This window comes from Ensifer meliloti (genome assembly GCF_030064585.1).
GTDB classification, from domain to species: Bacteria; Pseudomonadota; Alphaproteobacteria; order Rhizobiales; family Rhizobiaceae; genus Sinorhizobium; species Sinorhizobium meliloti.
Genome location: NZ_CP120365.1, coordinates 2,012,862 through 2,030,057, shown reverse-complemented (window position 1 = coordinate 2,030,057; position 17,196 = coordinate 2,012,862). Strand labels below are relative to the sequence as shown.

At 63.5% G+C, this 17,196-nt stretch carries 16 protein-coding genes; 8 read left to right on the top strand and 8 right to left on the bottom strand.

What is annotated here, in order from left to right; translation table 11 throughout:
* Positions 1-18: 18 nt before the first annotated feature.
* Complete coding sequence (gene fsa / locus PZL22_RS16790) at positions 19-672, bottom strand: fructose-6-phosphate aldolase (protein ID WP_003530290.1); 654 nt, start codon at positions 670-672, stop codon at positions 19-21.
* 175 nt (positions 673-847) lie between these two features.
* Here fsa and PZL22_RS16785 point away from each other — a divergent pair, with 175 nt between their 5' ends.
* The 7 genes from PZL22_RS16785 (at position 848) to PZL22_RS16755 (ending at position 8,873) form a co-directional block, all read left to right on the top strand.
* On the top strand, positions 848-3,052 hold the full coding sequence (locus PZL22_RS16785) for a primosomal protein N' (RefSeq protein ID WP_010970369.1): 2,205 nt from the start codon (positions 848-850) through the stop codon (positions 3,050-3,052).
* Between the two features lie 122 nt (positions 3,053-3,174).
* The gene (locus PZL22_RS16780) at positions 3,175-3,561 is read left to right on the top strand and encodes an AGROH133_08824 family phage infection protein (RefSeq protein WP_003530294.1); all 387 of its coding nucleotides are present in this window, start codon (positions 3,175-3,177) and stop codon (positions 3,559-3,561) included.
* A 238-nt stretch (positions 3,562-3,799) separates the two neighbouring features.
* Positions 3,800-4,366, top strand: a complete 567-nt coding sequence (locus PZL22_RS16775; protein ID WP_010970368.1) for a F0F1 ATP synthase subunit delta — start codon at positions 3,800-3,802, stop codon at positions 4,364-4,366.
* Entirely contained in the window at positions 4,366-5,895 is a 1,530-nt protein-coding gene (gene atpA / locus PZL22_RS16770) for a F0F1 ATP synthase subunit alpha (protein ID WP_003530298.1), read from the top strand. Before PZL22_RS16775 ends, atpA begins: the two co-directional genes overlap by 1 nt.
* Positions 5,896-5,922: 27 nt before the next feature.
* A complete protein-coding gene (locus PZL22_RS16765; RefSeq protein ID WP_003530300.1) occupies positions 5,923-6,807 on the top strand; it encodes a F0F1 ATP synthase subunit gamma in 885 nt (294 codons plus the stop codon).
* Positions 6,808-6,831: 24 nt separating this feature from the next.
* Positions 6,832-8,346 carry a F0F1 ATP synthase subunit beta gene (gene atpD / locus PZL22_RS16760; protein ID WP_003530302.1) on the top strand — a complete coding sequence of 505 codons (1,515 nt, stop codon included), beginning with the start codon at positions 6,832-6,834 and terminating at the stop codon, positions 8,344-8,346.
* 122 nt (positions 8,347-8,468) lie between these two features.
* Positions 8,469-8,873 (top strand): F0F1 ATP synthase subunit epsilon, encoded by a 405-nt coding sequence (locus PZL22_RS16755; RefSeq protein WP_003530304.1) that lies wholly within the window; start codon positions 8,469-8,471, stop codon positions 8,871-8,873.
* A gap of 171 nt (positions 8,874-9,044) precedes the next feature.
* Here PZL22_RS16755 and PZL22_RS16750 read toward each other — a convergent pair whose 3' ends face one another.
* The gene (locus PZL22_RS16750) at positions 9,045-10,208 is read right to left on the bottom strand and encodes an IS4-like element ISRm16 family transposase (RefSeq protein WP_003537933.1); all 1,164 of its coding nucleotides are present in this window, start codon (positions 10,206-10,208) and stop codon (positions 9,045-9,047) included.
* A gap of 609 nt (positions 10,209-10,817) precedes the next feature.
* Positions 10,818-11,921 (bottom strand): saccharopine dehydrogenase family protein, encoded by a 1,104-nt coding sequence (locus PZL22_RS16745; RefSeq protein ID WP_003530305.1) that lies wholly within the window; start codon positions 11,919-11,921, stop codon positions 10,818-10,820.
* A gap of 103 nt (positions 11,922-12,024) precedes the next feature.
* Here PZL22_RS16745 and PZL22_RS16740 point away from each other — a divergent pair, with 103 nt between their 5' ends.
* Positions 12,025-12,477, top strand: a complete 453-nt coding sequence (locus PZL22_RS16740; protein ID WP_028011080.1) for an Lrp/AsnC family transcriptional regulator — start codon at positions 12,025-12,027, stop codon at positions 12,475-12,477.
* A gap of 14 nt (positions 12,478-12,491) precedes the next feature.
* Here PZL22_RS16740 and PZL22_RS16735 read toward each other — a convergent pair whose 3' ends face one another.
* The 5 genes from PZL22_RS16735 to PZL22_RS16715 all read right to left on the bottom strand — a co-directional run bounded on the left by PZL22_RS16735 (position 12,492) and on the right by PZL22_RS16715 (position 17,145).
* On the bottom strand, positions 12,492-13,376 hold the full coding sequence (locus PZL22_RS16735; protein ID WP_003530308.1) for a DUF6030 family protein: 885 nt from the start codon (positions 13,374-13,376) through the stop codon (positions 12,492-12,494).
* 226 nt (positions 13,377-13,602) lie between these two features.
* Positions 13,603-14,457, bottom strand: coding sequence for a metal ABC transporter permease (locus PZL22_RS16730; protein ID WP_080573411.1), 855 nt, complete (start codon positions 14,455-14,457; stop codon positions 13,603-13,605).
* Positions 14,454-15,311 (bottom strand): metal ABC transporter permease, encoded by an 858-nt coding sequence (locus tag PZL22_RS16725; RefSeq protein WP_003530312.1) that lies wholly within the window; start codon positions 15,309-15,311, stop codon positions 14,454-14,456. Before PZL22_RS16725 ends, PZL22_RS16730 begins: the two co-directional genes overlap by 4 nt.
* Positions 15,308-16,243, bottom strand: coding sequence for a manganese/iron ABC transporter ATP-binding protein (locus PZL22_RS16720; RefSeq protein WP_003530314.1), 936 nt, complete (start codon positions 16,241-16,243; stop codon positions 15,308-15,310). The genes PZL22_RS16725 and PZL22_RS16720 overlap by 4 nt, the downstream gene beginning before the upstream one ends.
* The gene (locus PZL22_RS16715) at positions 16,240-17,145 is read right to left on the bottom strand and encodes a metal ABC transporter substrate-binding protein (protein WP_003530315.1); all 906 of its coding nucleotides are present in this window, start codon (positions 17,143-17,145) and stop codon (positions 16,240-16,242) included. Before PZL22_RS16715 ends, PZL22_RS16720 begins: the two co-directional genes overlap by 4 nt.
* Positions 17,146-17,196 lie beyond the last annotated feature (51 nt).

The window sequence follows — 17,196 nt, the reverse complement described above, 5'->3', positions numbered from 1 at the left end:
CACTCCATGCCATTAAAGTCAGGCGATCTTCTGGCCGGTCTTGGCCCAATCGGCGAGGAACATTTCGAGGCCCTTGTCGGTCAGCGGGTGCTTGACCAAGGCCTTCAGCGTTGCCGGCGGCGCGGTGACGACGTCGGCGCCGATGAGGGCGGCTTCCTTCACGTGGTTGACCGTGCGCACCGAGGCGGCGAGGATCTCGGTCTCGTAGCCGTAATTGTCGAAGATCTGGCGGATTTCGCGGATCAGGTCCATGCCGTCGACGGCGATATCGTCGAGGCGGCCGATGAACGGCGAGACGAAGGTCGCGCCGGCCTTGGCGGCGAGCAGCGCCTGGTTTGCCGAGAAGCACAGCGTCACGTTGGTCTGGTGGCCGTCCGAGGTCAGCGCCTTGCAGGCCTTGAGGCCGTCGAGCGTCAGCGGCAGCTTGATGCAGATGTTGTCGGCGATCTTCGAAAGTGCGGCAGCTTCCTTCATCATCGCGCTGTATTCGGTCGCGGTCACTTCGGCCGACACCGGTCCTTCGACGATCGAGCAGATTTCCTTGGTAACCTCGACGATGTCGCGGCCCGCCTTCAGGATCAATGACGGATTGGTGGTGACGCCGTCGAGCAGGCCGAGATCGTTCAGTTCCCGGATGTCCTTCACATCGGCGGTATCAACGAAAAATTTCATCGGAGTCTTCCTTTGGCACTCAGCCGTTTCGGGCGCATCTCCGCAGCAGGAAATTCCATGGCGGATATCGCGCGCGTTGAAACTCGGTTGGAACCGTGACAAACCCTGCTTTCTGCAAGGCAGCGGTTCGCTGCGAGTTTTCTTTAACTGAAAGCGGTGGCAAGGTCACGGCAAAATGACTCTTGATTCAACCGATTTATTCGGCCCCGTACTCGACCGCCGGGTGGTACCCGTCCTGGTGCCCATGCCGGCGCCGAGGGCCTATTCCTACGCGGTGCCCGACGGCATGGCGGTCGAGCCGGGATCGATCGTGCAGGTGCCGCTCGGCCCCCGTTTCGTCGTCGGCGTCGTCTGGGACGGCGAAGACGACGGCGGCGTCGATCCGAAGAAGCTGAAGCAGATCGAGAAGGTCTTCGACTGCCCGCCGCTCGGCCCGGACATGCGCGCCTTTCTCGATTGGGTGGCCGCCTATACGCTGACGCCGCCTGGCCTCGTCGTCCGGATGGCGCTCCGGGCGCCGACCGCCTTCGATCCGGAGCCGATGGTGGAAGCCCTGCGCCTGACCGAGATGCGGCCGGAACGGATGACTGCGGCGCGCGAGCGCGTCCTCGCCACGGCGAGCGACGGGCTTTCCTGGACCCGCTCGGGGCTTGCCCATGCCGCCGGGGTCTCGTCCAGCGTCATCGACGGCCTGACGTCGCAGGGCGTGTTCGAAACCGTCTTCATGCCGCCGCCGCCCGTCGTCGCCGCGCCGGATCCGGCTTTCGCCGCGCCGCGCCTCGAAGGCCCCCAGAAGCAGGCGGCTGCGGATCTTCTGGCGGCTGTCGAGGAGCGGAAATTCTCGGTATCGCTGATCGACGGCATCACCGGTTCCGGCAAGACGGAGGTCTATTTCGAGGCGATAGCGGCGACGTTGCGCGCCGGCAAGCAGGTCCTGATCCTGCTGCCGGAGATCGCGCTGACCGCAAGCTTCCTCGAACGCTTCCAGGACCGCTTCGGCGCGAAGCCCGCGGAGTGGCACTCCGATCTCGCGCCGCGCATGCGGGAAAAGGTCTGGCGGCAGGTGACGACGGGCCAGGTGCGCGTCGTCGCCGGTGCCCGCTCGGCGCTGTTCCTGCCTTTCGAGGATCTCGGCCTCATCATCGTCGACGAGGAGCACGACCCCGCCTACAAGCAGGAGGACCGTGTCTTCTATAATGCGCGCGATATGGCCGTGGTGCGCGGGCGGATCGGCAACTTTCCGGTCGTGCTCGTCTCCGCCACGCCTTCGGTCGAGAGCCGGGTGAACGGCGAGGTGGGGCGTTACCGGCCGATCCATCTGCCCACCCGCTTCGGCGATGCGGCGCTCCCCGATCTCGGCATAGTCGACATGCGCCGCCATCCGCCGGAACGCGGCGGCTTTCTCTCGCCGGTGCTCGTGAACCAGATCGGCAAGACGATCGGCCGGCGCGAGCAGGCGCTCCTGTTCCTGAACCGGCGCGGCTACGCACCGCTGACGCTCTGCCGCGTATGCGGCCATCGCTTCCAATGCCCGGATTGCTCGAGCTGGCTGGTCGAGCACCGCTTCCGCGGCCAGATCCAGTGCCATCACTGCGGCTACTCTGAACGGACTCCGGAAGCCTGCCCGGAATGCGGCACGCTCGATCATCTCGTTGCCTGCGGCCCCGGGGTCGAGCGCATCGCCGAAGAGGTCGAGCGGCACTTTCCCGACGCGCGCACCATCGTGCTCTCCTCCGATCTGATGGGGGTCAAGCGGCTGCGGCTGGAGCTCGAGGCAATCGCCCGCGGGGAGGCGGACATCGTCATCGGCACGCAACTCGTCGCCAAGGGGCACAACTTCCCGAACATGACCCTGGTCGGCATCGTCGATGCGGATCTGGGTCTTGCCAATGGCGACCCTCGCGCTGCGGAACGGACGTTCCAGCTCCTTTCACAGGTGACGGGACGTGCCGGGCGGACGGGCCTCAAAAGCCTCGGCCTTCTGCAGACCTATCAGCCGCAGCATCCGGTCATGCAGGCGATCGTGTCCGGCGATTCCGACGCTTTCTACGAACGCGAGATCCATGAGCGGGAAAGGGCGGTGCTGCCTCCTTTCGGCCGGCTCGCCTCGGTCATCGTTTCGGCCGATACGCGCGGCGATGCCGAGGGCCACGCCCGCGGACTGCGCAATGCCGCGCCGCGCGTCGACGGCATCGCGATCCTCGGACCGGCGGAAGCGCCGCTCGCGCTTATCCGCGGCCGGCATCGCTTCCGGCTTCTCGTCCATGGGCGGCGCAACAGCGACATGCAGTCCTTCGTCCGGGCGATGATCGCCGCCGGCCCGAAGGAGCGCGGATCGGTCAGCGTCCAGCTCGACATCGATCCGCAGAGTTTTTTGTGATCACTGGCGGATCTTCGTCCTTCGACCGATTCACATCCGGAAGGACATAGGCTAGACCTCTTCCACGCACTGCGTCGGCTCGGCGCGAGGCGGAGGGTCCACAGCAACGGGCGGGGACGGCGATGGAGTTCTACATACCGACGGAAACCGGGGAGCTGCTGGCCTTTTGTGCGGCCGCGCTCGCGGCGCTGATCGGGCTCGTCATGCTCTTTGCGCCGCGCCTGACCTTTCGTGCCGCCGGGATCGGCATCGCCGAGGGGCGGCGGGGAGGACTGGCGGAGGCCCGCTCCACCATGGGCGGCATGCATCTGGGCCTGGGCCTAGGCGCCATCCTGCTTGCCCAGCCGATGGTCTATCTCGCCGTCGGCGCGGCTTTCGCGCTCGCGGCGTTCGGTCGCATCCTGTCGATCATGAGCGACAACGGTGCGACCCTCTTCAACTGGCTCGCGCTCCTGGTCCAGGCGGCGCTCGCGATCCTGCCGCTCGCCTATGTTTTCGGGCTGATCTGATCGCCGACAAGGGCCTGCGACACTATTTACGGCAAAATTCGGCCGAACCGGCCGGGTAATGCCGCATTCCTGCCGTTGGCGTGTTGCGAGTCCAAACATCCTATGCTAGACGAACCGCGAACTGCGGGGGAAGTGGGTCGACCGGCCTCGATATCCTGCGAGTTATTGCAGCAAATTCAAGATGTTAGGTCGACGGTTCGCCGGCCCTGACATTCCTGGATGATTTTGAGAGAAGCTTGTGCCCGTGGCAGACACATCCCAGCTCATTTCCGGTGTTGCAGAAAGATATGCCTCCTCGCTTTTCGAGCTTGCCCTTGACGCCGGGTCGATCGAAGCGGTCGGTGCCGATCTGACGCGCATCCAGGCGCTGATCGACGGCAGCGACGATCTGAAGCGGCTGATCGTAAGCCCGGTCTTTTCCGCCGACGACCAGTTCAAGGCGATTTCCGCCCTCGTCGAGAAGTTCGGCTTCTCCGGGTTGGTCGGCAACTTCCTGAAGGTCGTCGCGCGCAATCGCCGCCTCTTCGTGCTGCCGGGCATTATCAAGGCGTTCCGTCTGCTCGCTGCCCGCCACAAGGGCGAAATCACCGCCGACGTCACGTCGGCACATGCGCTGACGCTGGCGCAGGAAATCGAATTGAAGGCGGCGCTGAAAGGCGTCACCGGCAAAGACGTGGCGGTAAACGTCACCGTCGACCCGTCTATTCTTGGAGGTCTGATCGTCAAGGTCGGGTCCCGCCAGATTGACACCTCCCTTCGCACCAAACTCTCTACCCTTAAGCTTGCACTGAAAGAGGTCGGCTGATGGATATCCGCGCCGCGGAAATTTCCGCAATTCTTAAAGATCAGATCAAAAATTTCGGCCAGGAAGCGGAAGTTTCCGAAGTCGGCCAGGTGCTTTCCGTCGGTGACGGTATCGCCCGCGTCTACGGCCTCGACAACGTCCAGGCAGGCGAGATGGTCGAATTCCCGGGCGGAATTCGCGGCATGGCGCTGAACCTCGAAGCCGACAATGTCGGTGTGGTTATCTTCGGCTCGGACCGGGACATCAAGGAAGGCGACACGGTCAAGCGGACCGGCGCCATCGTGGACGTTCCCGTAGGTCCGGAGCTGCTCGGCCGCGTCGTGGACGCGCTCGGCAATCCGATCGACGGCAAGGGCCCGATCAATGCCAAGCAGCGCGCCCGCGTCGACGTCAAGGCGCCCGGCATCATTCCGCGCAAGTCGGTCCATGAGCCGATGTCGACCGGCCTCAAGGCCATCGACGCCCTCATCCCGGTCGGCCGCGGTCAGCGCGAGCTCGTCATCGGCGACCGCCAGACCGGCAAGACCGCGATCATTCTCGATACGATCCTCAACCAGAAAGCCATTCACGACAATGGCCCGGAAGGGGATAAGCTCTATTGCGTCTATGTCGCTATCGGCCAGAAGCGCTCGACCGTTGCCCAGTTCGTCAAGGTGCTCGAAGAGCGCGGCGCGCTGCAGTACTCGATCATCGTCGCTGCCACCGCTTCCGACCCGGCGCCGATGCAGTATCTGGCTCCCTTCGCCGGCTGCGCGATGGGCGAATATTTCCGCGACAACGGCAAGCACGCCCTGATCGGCTATGACGACCTTTCCAAGCAGGCCGTCGCCTACCGTCAGATGTCGCTGCTGCTGCGCCGCCCGCCGGGCCGTGAAGCCTATCCGGGCGACGTCTTCTACCTGCATTCGCGCCTCCTGGAACGCGCCGCCAAGCTCTCCGACGAGCGTGGTGCCGGCTCGCTGACGGCTCTGCCGGTCATCGAGACGCAGGGCAACGACGTGTCCGCGTTCATTCCGACCAACGTGATCTCGATCACCGACGGCCAGATCTTCCTTGAAACCGACCTGTTCTACCAGGGTATCCGCCCGGCCGTTAACGTCGGTCTGTCGGTTTCGCGCGTCGGCTCCTCCGCCCAGATCAAGGCGATGAAGCAGGTCGCCGGTTCGATCAAGGGCGAGCTCGCCCAGTACCGCGAAATGGCGGCCTTCGCACAGTTCGGCTCGGACCTCGATGCCGCGACGCAGCGTCTGCTCAACCGCGGTGCCCGCCTGACCGAACTCCTGAAGCAGCCGCAGTTCTCGCCGCTGAAGACGGAAGAGCAGGTCGCGGTCATCTTCGCCGGCGTCAACGGCTATCTCGACAAGCTGCCGGTCAGCGACGTCGGCAAGTTCGAGCACGGTCTCCTTTCCTACCTGCGTTCGGAGGGCAAGGCCGTTCTGGATACCATCCGTACGGAAAAGGCTATCTCGGACGACACCAAGGCCAAGCTGAAGGGCGCAATCGACAGCTTCGCCAAATCCTTCGCCTGAGCGGACCTCAACTAGGACGGACAACGGATGCCTTCACTTAAGGATCTGAAGAACCGGATCGCCTCCGTCAAGGCGACGCAGAAGATCACCAAGGCGATGAAGATGGTCGCCGCGGCGAAGCTTCGGCGTGCGCAGGAGGCGGCCGAGGCCGCCCGGCCCTATTCGCAACGCATGGCTGCCGTTCTCGCCAATATCGCCCAGGCGGTCGGCGCGGACGACAGCGCGCCGCGGCTGATGACGGGAACCGGCAGGGACGACACGCACCTGGTGATCGTGTGCACGGCCGAGCGCGGCCTTTGCGGCGGCTTCAACTCGCAGATCGCCCGCTTTGCCCGCGACCATGTGCGCAAGCTTCTGGCCCAGGGCAAGACGGTCAAGATCATCTGCGTCGGCAAGAAGGGCTTCGATATGCTTCGGCGCGACTTCGCGTCGCTGATCATCGACCGTGTCGACCTGCGTGAAGTCAAGAAGATCGGTTTTGAGAACGCGGACCGGATCGGCCACAAGGTCATTGAGCTCTTCGACAAGGGCGAGTTCGACGTCTGCACCCTGTTCTATTCCGAGTTCAAGTCCGTCATTTCGCAGATTCCGACCGCCCAGCAGCTCATCCCGGCATCGGCCGGCGAAGTGGCCGCTGCCGAAGGCGAGGGCGCATCGGCGATCTACGAATACGAGCCGGAAGCCGGAGCGATCCTGAGCGATCTCATTCCGCGCAATATCTCCGTGCAGATCTTCCGGGCCCTGCTCGAGAACGTCGCGGGTGAAATGGGCGCGAAGATGAGTGCCATGGACAATGCGACGCGCAATGCGGGTGAGATGATCGACAAGCTGACGCTCAGCTACAACCGTCAGCGGCAGGCGCAGATCACCAAGGAACTCATTGAAATCATCTCTGGCGCGGAAGCGCTCTAAGGTTACGAGAAGAGGGTAAGAATTATGGCTAAGGCAGCTACCCCGAAAGAAACCGCAGCGGCGAAGAAGCCGGCTGCTCCGAAGAAGGCAGCTTCCGCCAAGACAGTCGTTGCGGCTACGGGTGCTGTCGGCCGCGTGACGCAGGTCATCGGCGCCGTCGTCGACGTCGCATTCGAAGAAGGCCAGCTCCCGCAGATCCTGAACGCGCTGGAAACCGACAACAACGGCAACCGCCTCGTTCTCGAAGTTGCGCAGCATCTCGGCGAAAACTCCGTCCGCACGATCGCCATGGACTCGACCGAAGGTCTCGTTCGCGGCCAGAAGGTCGCCGACACGGGCGGCCCGATCGCGGTTCCGGTCGGCAAGGAAACGCTCGGCCGCATCATGAACGTCATCGGCGAGCCGGTCGACGAAGCCGGCCCGCTGAAGACTTCCGCCCGCCGCGCCATCCACCAGGAAGCGCCGGCCTATGTGGACCAGTCGACGGAAGCGCAGATTCTCGTCACCGGCATCAAGGTCGTCGACCTGCTCGCTCCCTATGCGAAGGGCGGCAAGATCGGCCTCTTCGGCGGCGCGGGCGTCGGCAAGACCGTTCTGATCATGGAACTGATCAACAACGTCGCCAAGGCGCACGGCGGTTACTCCGTCTTCGCAGGCGTCGGTGAGCGGACCCGCGAAGGCAACGACCTCTATCACGAAATGATCGAGTCCGGCGTGAACAAGCATGGCGGCGGCGAAGGTTCCAAGGCCGCGCTCGTCTACGGCCAGATGAACGAGCCGCCGGGCGCCCGCGCACGCGTCGCGCTGACCGGCCTGACGGTCGCCGAACAGTTCCGTGACGAAGGCCAGGACGTTCTCTTCTTCGTCGACAACATCTTCCGCTTCACCCAGGCAGGCTCGGAAGTGTCGGCTCTGCTCGGCCGTATTCCTTCGGCCGTGGGCTATCAGCCGACGCTGGCAACCGACATGGGCCAGATGCAGGAGCGCATCACCACCACGACCAAGGGCTCGATCACCTCGGTTCAGGCGATTTATGTTCCGGCCGACGATTTGACCGACCCGGCACCGGCGACCTCGTTCGCGCACCTCGATGCGACGACGGTTCTGTCGCGCTCGATCGCCGAAAAGGGCATCTACCCGGCCGTGGATCCGCTCGACTCGACCTCGCGCATGCTGGACCCGATGATCGTCGGCGAAGAGCATTACGAAGTGTCGCGCAAGGTGCAGTCGACCCTGCAGCGTTACAAGGCCCTCCAGGACATCATCGCGATCCTGGGCATGGACGAGCTTTCGGAAGAGGACAAGATCGCCGTCGCCCGCGCCCGCAAGATCGAGCGTTTCCTGTCGCAGCCGTTCTTCGTCGCCGAAGTCTTCACCGGCTCGCCGGGCAAGCTGGTTGCGCTCGAAGACACGATCAAGGGCTTCAAGGGCCTCGTCAACGGCGAGTACGACCACCTGCCGGAAGCCGCCTTCTACATGGTCGGTTCCATCGAGGAAGCCGTCGAGAAGGCCAAGAAGCTGGCTGCCGAAGCCGCCTGATCTGCATCAGGAACCGTGGCGCGGAGTTTTCGCGCCACGGCTTTCATCCCGCCGCGGCAAATGATGGCGGAGAACGTGCACAGCCCGCCGTCCAGCGGCGCGCTCACCAGAAGTGAATGGTCATGGCCGAAAGTTTCAATTTTGAGCTTGTTTCCCCCGAGCGTCTACTTGTCTCGGAGAAGGTGACCGAAGTCGTCATTCCGGCGACCGAGGGCGAGATGACCGTGATGGCCAATCACGCGCCGACCATGACGACCATCAAGCCGGGCGTCGTCGCGGTGAAGACGGCTGCCGGCAAGACAGAACGTTACGCCGTCTTCGGCGGCTTTGCCGACATCCTGCCTTCCGGCTGCACGCTTTTGGCCGAATCCGCCGTCCATGTCGACGAGCTGGATCCCACGGTTCTCGAGAACCGCATCGAAGCGGCACGCGCGGAACTCGAAGGCGCCGGCGATGAGAAGAAGACCCGTCTGGAACAATTCATCGCCGAACTTACGAAGCTCGGGGAGATCGTGATCCCGGCCTGAAAGGGACATCCCGATAAGGGATAATGCCTAACGAACCCCGCCTTGAGCGGGGTTTTTCGTCTCCGGATATCGGTCTATTTGCGCTGAATATCCCTCTCTCCGTCCGTTGCCGCCCCTCATCCCGCTGCCGCGACCTTCTCCCCGCAGGCGGCAGGGCTGTCCGGGGAAAATTCATGCATAGCGGAAGACCATTTGGTTTGGGATGGTCCGGGGTTTTGGTCGGCTTGGATTGACCTGCGGCGGCTTGTGGATTTCGGCGATGCTTTTGCGCTGGAACAGGCACTGGGTGACGAGGTCGGTGAAGCGCAGGATCGGTAGAGGGACGCGGGCGAGGCGGGCGGCGATGCGCAACAGTGCATAGGCGATCATCGCCGCGAAGATCTGCAGGCGGATGGCGTTGTCGTTGTTGCCGAGGAACTTGCGGATCTTGAGGTGCTGTTTGATCCAGCGGAACAGAAGCTCGATCTGCCAGCGATCCTTATAGAGCTGGCCGATCTCGACGGCGGAGCGCTCGAGGTCGTTGGTCAGAAGCGTGATCGTATCGCCGTCCTGGCGCTTGACGATTACCCGGCGCAAGCCGATCGGCAGCTTGGAATCGCCCTTGCTGGCGAGGCTGACCTGGCTGTCTTCGAGGACCAGGAAGCCATCGCCTTGAGGTTGCTCAACGGGGCGTTCAGCGACCAGAGCCAGTCCCATGTTGGTCTTCGGCCGGGTGACGAAACTGGCGCCGGCTTCGGCGATCGCCGTCCACCAGCCGTAATGGCAGTAGCCCTTGTCGAAGACATAGGTTGCGCCCTTTTCGATGGTGATCGTGCGGCCGATCTGGGCGTCGTTGACGTTGGCGTCGGTGATGTCGAGGATGCCTGGACAATCGGCCTTGGGATCATAGACGACATGCAGCTTCATGCCGCGGATGCGGCCGTTCGACTTGGCCCAATCGTACAGCTTACCCAGCGGGATCGGGGTCGAATCGATCAGCCGCAGCATCTTGGTGCCCTCCCGGCGCGTCTGCCGGTCGAGCTGACCGGCCAGAAGCGCGAAGGTCTCGGCGAAGACGGCGACCGGGCGGCGGCGGTTGGCGTCCGACAGCGTCGAGCGCATCAGCCGGCCACTGCCGAGATGGTAATGATGCTGACTGTTGGCGTTGAAGCTCGCCTCCAACCCGCGCAGGCTGGTCGTGGCGCTCAACTGGGCATAGATCAGTGCCACCAGATGATCCCAGCTGGTAAAGCACTTGTCGTAGGCATCCCCGGCATGACGATCCACAATCGCCTGAAAGCTGCGGCGATCAATCGCTTTCAGCAGCTGGGCGAAAATGCTAGGGGTGAACCGCATGCTCCGTCTCCTTTTCTGAGTCTCGACAACCAGAAAATAGACGGAAAAACGCCGTCTGACGGGGCATGCGCCTGCGACATTTCGATTCACCCGGAACTTTCCCCGGACAGCCCTGCGCAGGCGGGGAGAAGGGGCAAGCCGCGAACTCCCAGCCCCATCCCGCTGGCCGCTGCTCGCTTCGAGGGAAAGAGGACAGGACGGCGCCGCGAGTCTCCTTCGCCCCCGCTTGGGACGAGAAGGTGCCGGCAGGCGGATGAGGGACATCCCGATAAGGGATAATGCCTAACGAACCCCGCCTCGAGCGGGGTTTTTCGTCTCCGGATATCGGTCTATTTGCGCTGAATATCCCTCTCTCCGTCCGTGGCCGCCCCTCATCCCGCTGCCGCGACCTTCTCCCCGCTGGCGGGGAGAAGGGGCAAGCCGCGAACTCCCAGCCCCATCCCGCTGGCCGCTGCTCGCTTCGAGGGAAAGAGGACAGGACGGCGCCGCGAGTCTCCTTCGCCCCGCTTGCGGGGAGAAGGTGCCGGCAGGCGGATGAGGGCGCTTCAAGCAGGAATGAAAAATGCCCGGACGAGGTCCGGGCATTTCGATAAACAACTGAACTCGGGCTTAGCTCGCCGCGCGTTCCGTCTCGTGCTTCTGGGCGTAGTAGTGGCCGAAGCGGTTGGCGAGGAAGGTGTCGAGCGCGATGTCTTCCTGGCGGACGAAGCCCTTGGTAGGGATCTTGCCTTCCGCGAGCATGTCGAGAACGGCGCAGATGCTGCCGGCGGTGGTGATCTGGATGCCGCTCTGCATGCGTCCTGCAACGACGCCGCTATAGACCTTGTTGGCGTAGGTCTCCTGCACCAGGCGGCCTTCGCGGAAGCCCGAAACGGTGACGAAGATCACGACCACGTCCTGGGTGGTCGTCGGCAGGGCGTTTTCGAGGATGTCCTTCAGCACCTCGCGGCGATGACGCAGGCCGAGGTCGTTCAGGAGCGCCTTGAAGATCGCGGCATGGCCGGGATAACGGATCGTCTTGTAATTGAGCGTCCGAACCTTGCCTTTCAGCGTCTCGCAAAGCGTGCCGAGGCCGCCGGAGGTGTTGAAGGCCTCGTAGGTGACGCCGTCGAGCGAAAACTCCTCGCGCTCTTCCATGGCGGGAACTTCGATCAGCGAACCTTCGACGATCGCCTCGCAGGGCTCGATATATTCGTTGATGACGCCGTCGGTGCTCCAGGTGAGATTGTAGTTCAAAGCATTCGACGGGTATTGCGGCAGGGCGCCGACGCGCATGCGTACGCTTTCGAGCGTATCGAAATGCCGGCTGAGATCGTTGGCGACGATGGATATGAAGCCAGGTGCAAGGCCGCATTGCGGAATGAAGGCGGTCCTGGCCTCAGCGGCGATCGCCTTGACCTGCCGGGTCGATTCGACGTCTTCCGTCAGGTCGAGATAGTGGATTTCCGCCTCGGCTGCGGCTTCGGCGATCGCCACCGTCAGATGGAACGGCGCGGCGCTGAGCACGGCGAATTTGCCGGAGAGCAGGGTTACAAGCGCCTTTCTGTCGGCGATGTCGACGACCGCGGTCGAGACGGCGTCGTGCTTCTCGACCTGCTGCAACTGCTCGGCGCTGCGATCGGCGACGCAGACGCGGTAGTCGCCGCTATGGGCCAGCATGCGCGCGATGGTGGAGCCGATCTTGCCGGCGCCGATGACGACGATGTCTTTCATTTTGTATCCCCGGGGTATGAGCCTCTTTCACCACCATTGTCCCGCGGCCGTATATTGATTTGAAGCGTCGATATGGCTAAATCGTCGGTCTATATTCGGCATTATGCCGATAAAGGTCGACGATATGCATGTGACGGACAAGGACCGCGAACTCCTCGCCATACTGAGCGAGAACGCCCGCATGCCGACGGCGACGATCGCCCGCCGGCTGGGCCTGTCGCGCACCACCGTGCAGGCGCGCATCGAGCGGCTGGAGCGCGAGGGGGTGATAGCGGGCTATGGCGTGCGCCTCTCGGAAAACTATGAGAAGGGCCTCGTGCGCGCGCATGTTCTGATCACGATCGCACCGCGGGCGCTGAGCCGGGTCACGCCCGAGCTCGCCGCCATCCGCGAAATCCGCATGCTGCACTCGGTCAGCGGCAGCTTCGACCTGATCGCGGTCGTCGCTGCGGCTTCGATCAGCGAGCTGGACCTGTTGATCGACCGCATCGGCGAAATCGAGGGTGTCGAAAAGACCCTGTCGTCGATCATCCTTTCAACGCGCATCGACCGCTGATAGTCAGGTTCGCATCAATGGTCCGGGATTGCGCCCCGGCCGGCAGGCTGCCGCGCTGCCGCCTGCGGTTCTGCCCGAGCATCGGGCCGCGCCCAGGCGCTCGGGCCCCGGATAAAGGAAACGCTCGCTCCGTCGCCCGGGATCAGCCATTTTTCGCGGTCGAAATAGAGCTCGGCGATGCTCTTCGGCCGCGCGCGTGCGGCCTGATTGGCAAGGAAGTTGTAGCGGGGCGTGTCCCCCATCTCCCGTTTGAACTGGATACGACTGCCGAAGCGCTTGAGATCGAATTCCTGCAGGGCCTGGATCTTGAGAGTGATGCTTGCGCTGCCCGCCCAGCGGACCTCGCTCAAGAAGACGGATGCCGCCTTCGCAGCAGCGCTGGTGACGACCGGCGTGTCCCCGCTGTGCTCGATATTGAGTTTAACGCGGAAGGAGGTGATCTCCTCCTCGCCACGGCCCTTGACCAGGATGAAGATGGAAGAGCTCGGTTCCTGGCCGGGGCGGGCAAAGGGAACGAGCGATGAGCATTCCCAGCGGCCGCTCTCGGCGGATTTCCATTCGAGGTCGCGGAAGCCGGCCTCCCTCAGTCCCTCGCAAAGTGCCCTCGGGTCGCTGCGGATCTGACGGATGAATTGCTGTTCCGGCGTTGCAAGATCCGCGAAGATGTGGGCGGGCAGGAGTGCCTTTGGCGGTTCGGGCTTTTTACGTGGACCGCGGGCAGCCTCCGGCGGCCGCTCCGTTTGCGGCGGCGTCATCGCGAAACCCAGACCGGCAAGCAGCTGCTTCAGGTGGCGCTGCTCGTTGGCCAGGAGCACGGTCGCGGCGATCGCCGTGAAGATGAGCCCCACGGCGACGAAGAAGAAAGCGATGCCGGAACGGCCTTGCTGTTTCCTCTCCATCTTGCGTCGTTGCTCCGCCACGGAGATCACGGCATTACACCGGACCGCTCCAAACCTTCAGTCGTGGCGCACCATAAGGGATCATGGCGCCGGCGTCCAAGGGGCTGACGAGGCGTTTGATGGGCCCCTCCCCAACCCCTCCCCACAAGGGGGAGGGGCTTAAACTGTGGGTGCCGCAAGGGAGCCCCTCCCCCTTGTGGGAAGGGGTTGGGGAGGGGTCTTACGTCTATTCCACGCTTGTCCGCTGCGCCTCGGCACGGGCAATCTTCCAGGTGGAATAGGCGAAGGCGAGCAGGAACATCGCCGTCATCAGAAGGACGATGGTGGGTGCCGGTGCGCTGTCGATGAAGAAGGAGAGATAGACGCCGCAGAAGGAGGCGGCGACGGCGACCATCACCGCGACCGCCAGCATGGCGCCGAATGTCCGCGTGACGAGATAGGCGATCGCGCCGGGGGCAATGAGCATGGCGATGGCCAGAATCAGCCCGACCGCCTTGAGGGCACCGACGATCGTCAGCGACAGGATCGCGAGCAGTCCGTAATGCAGCCAGCCGACCCTCAGACCGATGGCGCGCGCCTGAGCCGGATCGAAGGCGTGGAGCAGCAGGTCGCGCCATTTCAGGCCGAGAATGCCGGCGGCGAAAAGCGCGATGAGGCCCGTCTCCAGAATGTCGCCCCAGCCGATGCCGAGCATGTCGCCGAAGAGGATGTGATCGAGATGCACGTCGCTCTGGATCTTGGTGTAGAGCACAAGGCCAAGGCCGAACATGCCGGAAAAGACGACGCCCATCACCGTGTCCTGCTTGATGCGGCTGTTTTCCTTCAGGTAGCCGGTTAGAAGCGCGCAGCACATGCCGGCCGTAAAGGCGCCGACGGCGAGCGGCAGGCCGACGATGTAGGAAACGACGACGCCGGGGAAGACCGCATGCGAGATCGCGTCGCCCATCAGCGACCAGCCCTTGAGGACCAGGAAGCACGAGAGCATCGCCGTCGGAATCGCAACCAGGATCGAGATCAGCAGCGCATTGCGCATGAACTCGAACTCGAAGACGGCAAGGAGCATGTCGAGCGAAGGCATCATGCGGCCTCCAGAGCCTCGGATGCGCGGCGGCGGGCGGCGAGCAGCCCGTGTTTCGGGGCAAATACGAAGGCGAACAGGAAGATCGCGGTCTGCAGAACGATGATGATGCCGCCGGTTGCGCCGTCGAGGAAGTAGCTCGCATAGGCGCCGACGAAGCTCGTCAGGGCCCCGATCGCGATGCTGATCACGATCAGCCGCGGAAAACGGTCGGTCAGGAGATAGGCGGTCGCGCCGGGGGTGACGACCATGGCGACCACCAGGAAGGCGCCGACCGTCTGCAGCGCCGCCACCGTCGAGGCCGAGAGCAGCGTGAAGAAGAGCACCTTCAGGAAGGTGGTGTTGATGCCGATGGAGCGGGCGTGGCTTTCGTCGAAGAAGGTCACCATCAGGTCCTTCCACTTCGCGGACAGGATCATGAGCGAGACGACGCCGATGATGGCGAGCTGCAATGTGTCGGCCGGCGTGATGGCGAGGATATTGCCGAGCACGATCGTCTGAATGTTCACCGAGGTCGGCGACAGAGAAACCATGAACAGGCCGAGGCCGAAGAAGGAGGTGAAGATCAGACCGATGATCGTGTCCTCCTTCAGCCGCGTGCGCTGGTTGAGGAACAGCATGGCACCGGCGGCAAGGGCACCGGAAAAGAAGGCGCCGAGCGAGAAGGGAAGCCCGAGCATATAGGCCCCGGCGACACCCGGCACGATCGAGTGGGAGAGGGCATCGCCGATCAGCGACCAGCCCTTCAGCATGAGATAGGCCGAAAGAAATGCGCAGACCGCGCCCACCAGCGCGCTTACCCACATGGCATTCACCATGTAGCTATAGGCGAACGGCTCGATGAGCGTGGCGATCATTCGGAGTCCGCCTCGGATTCCGATTCCGGCTTGGCCGGCTGCGCAACCATGCGGTCGCGGGCGCCATACATGACGAGCGGACGCTCGTCGTCGCTGATGACCGAGAGCTGGCGTGGATCGGCATCGTCATGGAGGTTCTCTCCGCCGAGCACGAAGTGACGCAGGACGCCCCCGAAGGCGAGCTCCAGGTTTTCGCGGGTGAAGGTGGTTTCCGTGGGACCGTAGGCGAGCACCGTATTTTTCAGAAGGATGGTGCGGTCGCAGAATTCCGGTACGCTTCCGAGATTATGGGTGGAGACGAGCATCACACGGCCTTCTTCGCGAAGCACGACGAGCAGGCGGATGATCGCGTCCTCCGTTTTCACGTCGACCCCGGTGAAAGGCTCGTCGAGCAGGATGACGCGGCCGTTCTGGGCAAGCGCCCGGGCCAGGAAGACCCGCTTCTTCTGACCGCCGGAAAGCTCGCCGATCTGGCGCTTGCGGAACTCGCTCATGCCGACCCGCGCCAGCGCCGTCTCGACCGCCTCGTGATCGGCCTTTTTCGGGATGCGCAGCATGTTCATATGGCCGTAACGGCCCATCATCACCACGTCTTCGACGAGGACGGGAAAATTCCAGTCGACCTCTTCGGCCTGCGGGACATAGGCGACGAGGTTCTGTCTCAGTGCCTGCGGCACGGTGAGGCCCAGGATCGAGATGTCGCCCTTGGCCAGCCGGACGAAGCCCATGATAGCTTTGAACAGCGTCGACTTGCCGCTGCCGTTGACGCCGACGAGGGCCGCGATGGTGCCCGTCGGGATTTCGAAGGAGGCGTCGCGCAGCGCCCGGTGGCCGTTGCGGTAGGTCACCGTAGCGCCGCTGACGCGAATGCCGCCATCCTCCTCTTGCGGAGCTGCTCCCGGATAGGCGCGGGCCTTTTCCTGAAGGTTCATTGCGACAAGCCTTTCGCGATCGTTTCCGATGTAACGCGCAGCAGATCGATATAGGTCGGAACGGGGCCGTCGGCCTCGCTCAAGGAGTCGACATAGAGCACGCCCCCGTATTTTGCACCCGTCTCCCGCGCGACCTGCTCGGCGGGGTCGGGCGAAATGGTGCTTTCGGAAAAGACTACGGGTATCCGATTGGCCCGAACCACGTCGATCACCTTGCGCACCTGCTGCGGCGTGCCTTGCTGGTCGGCATTGATCGGCCAAAGATAAAGCTCCTTCATGCCGAAATCGCGGGCGAGATAGCTGAATGCGCCCTCGCTCGAAACGAGCCATCGCCTTTCCGCCGGTATCCTTTCGAGCTCGGTGCGGATGGGTGCGACCGCCGCCTCGATCTTCTTCTTGTAGGCCTCGGCATTTGCCTTGTAGACCTCGGCATTCGGGGGATCGTGTTGCACGAAGGCGTCGCGGATATTGTCGACATAGATCAGCGCGGCCGACGGCGACATCCAGGCATGCGGGTTGGGTTTGCCGGTATAGGGCCCCTCGGCGATGCCCATCGGCTCGATGCCTTCGGAGACGACGACACCGGGAACGCCGTCGAAGTTCTGGAAGAACCTTTCGAACCAGAGCTCGAGGTTCAGCCCGTTCCACAGAATGAGGTCGGCATCATGCGCCTTGAGGATATCGCGGGGCGTCGGCTGGTAATTGTGGATCTCGGCGCCCGGCTTGGTGATCGATTCGACCACCGCGGCGTCGCCCGCGACGTTCTGCGCCATATCGGCGATGACCGTGAAGGTGGTGACGGCCTTGAGCTTTTCCGCCGCCCGGGCCGCCGCCGGCATGAGCGATAGAGCGGCCATCGCCGCTGCTGCCGCCACGATCATGCGCCTCGTTGGATGGATCATCCGGCTCTCCTCTTTGCGAACCATAATATGGGTAGGCGAATGGTCTGCATA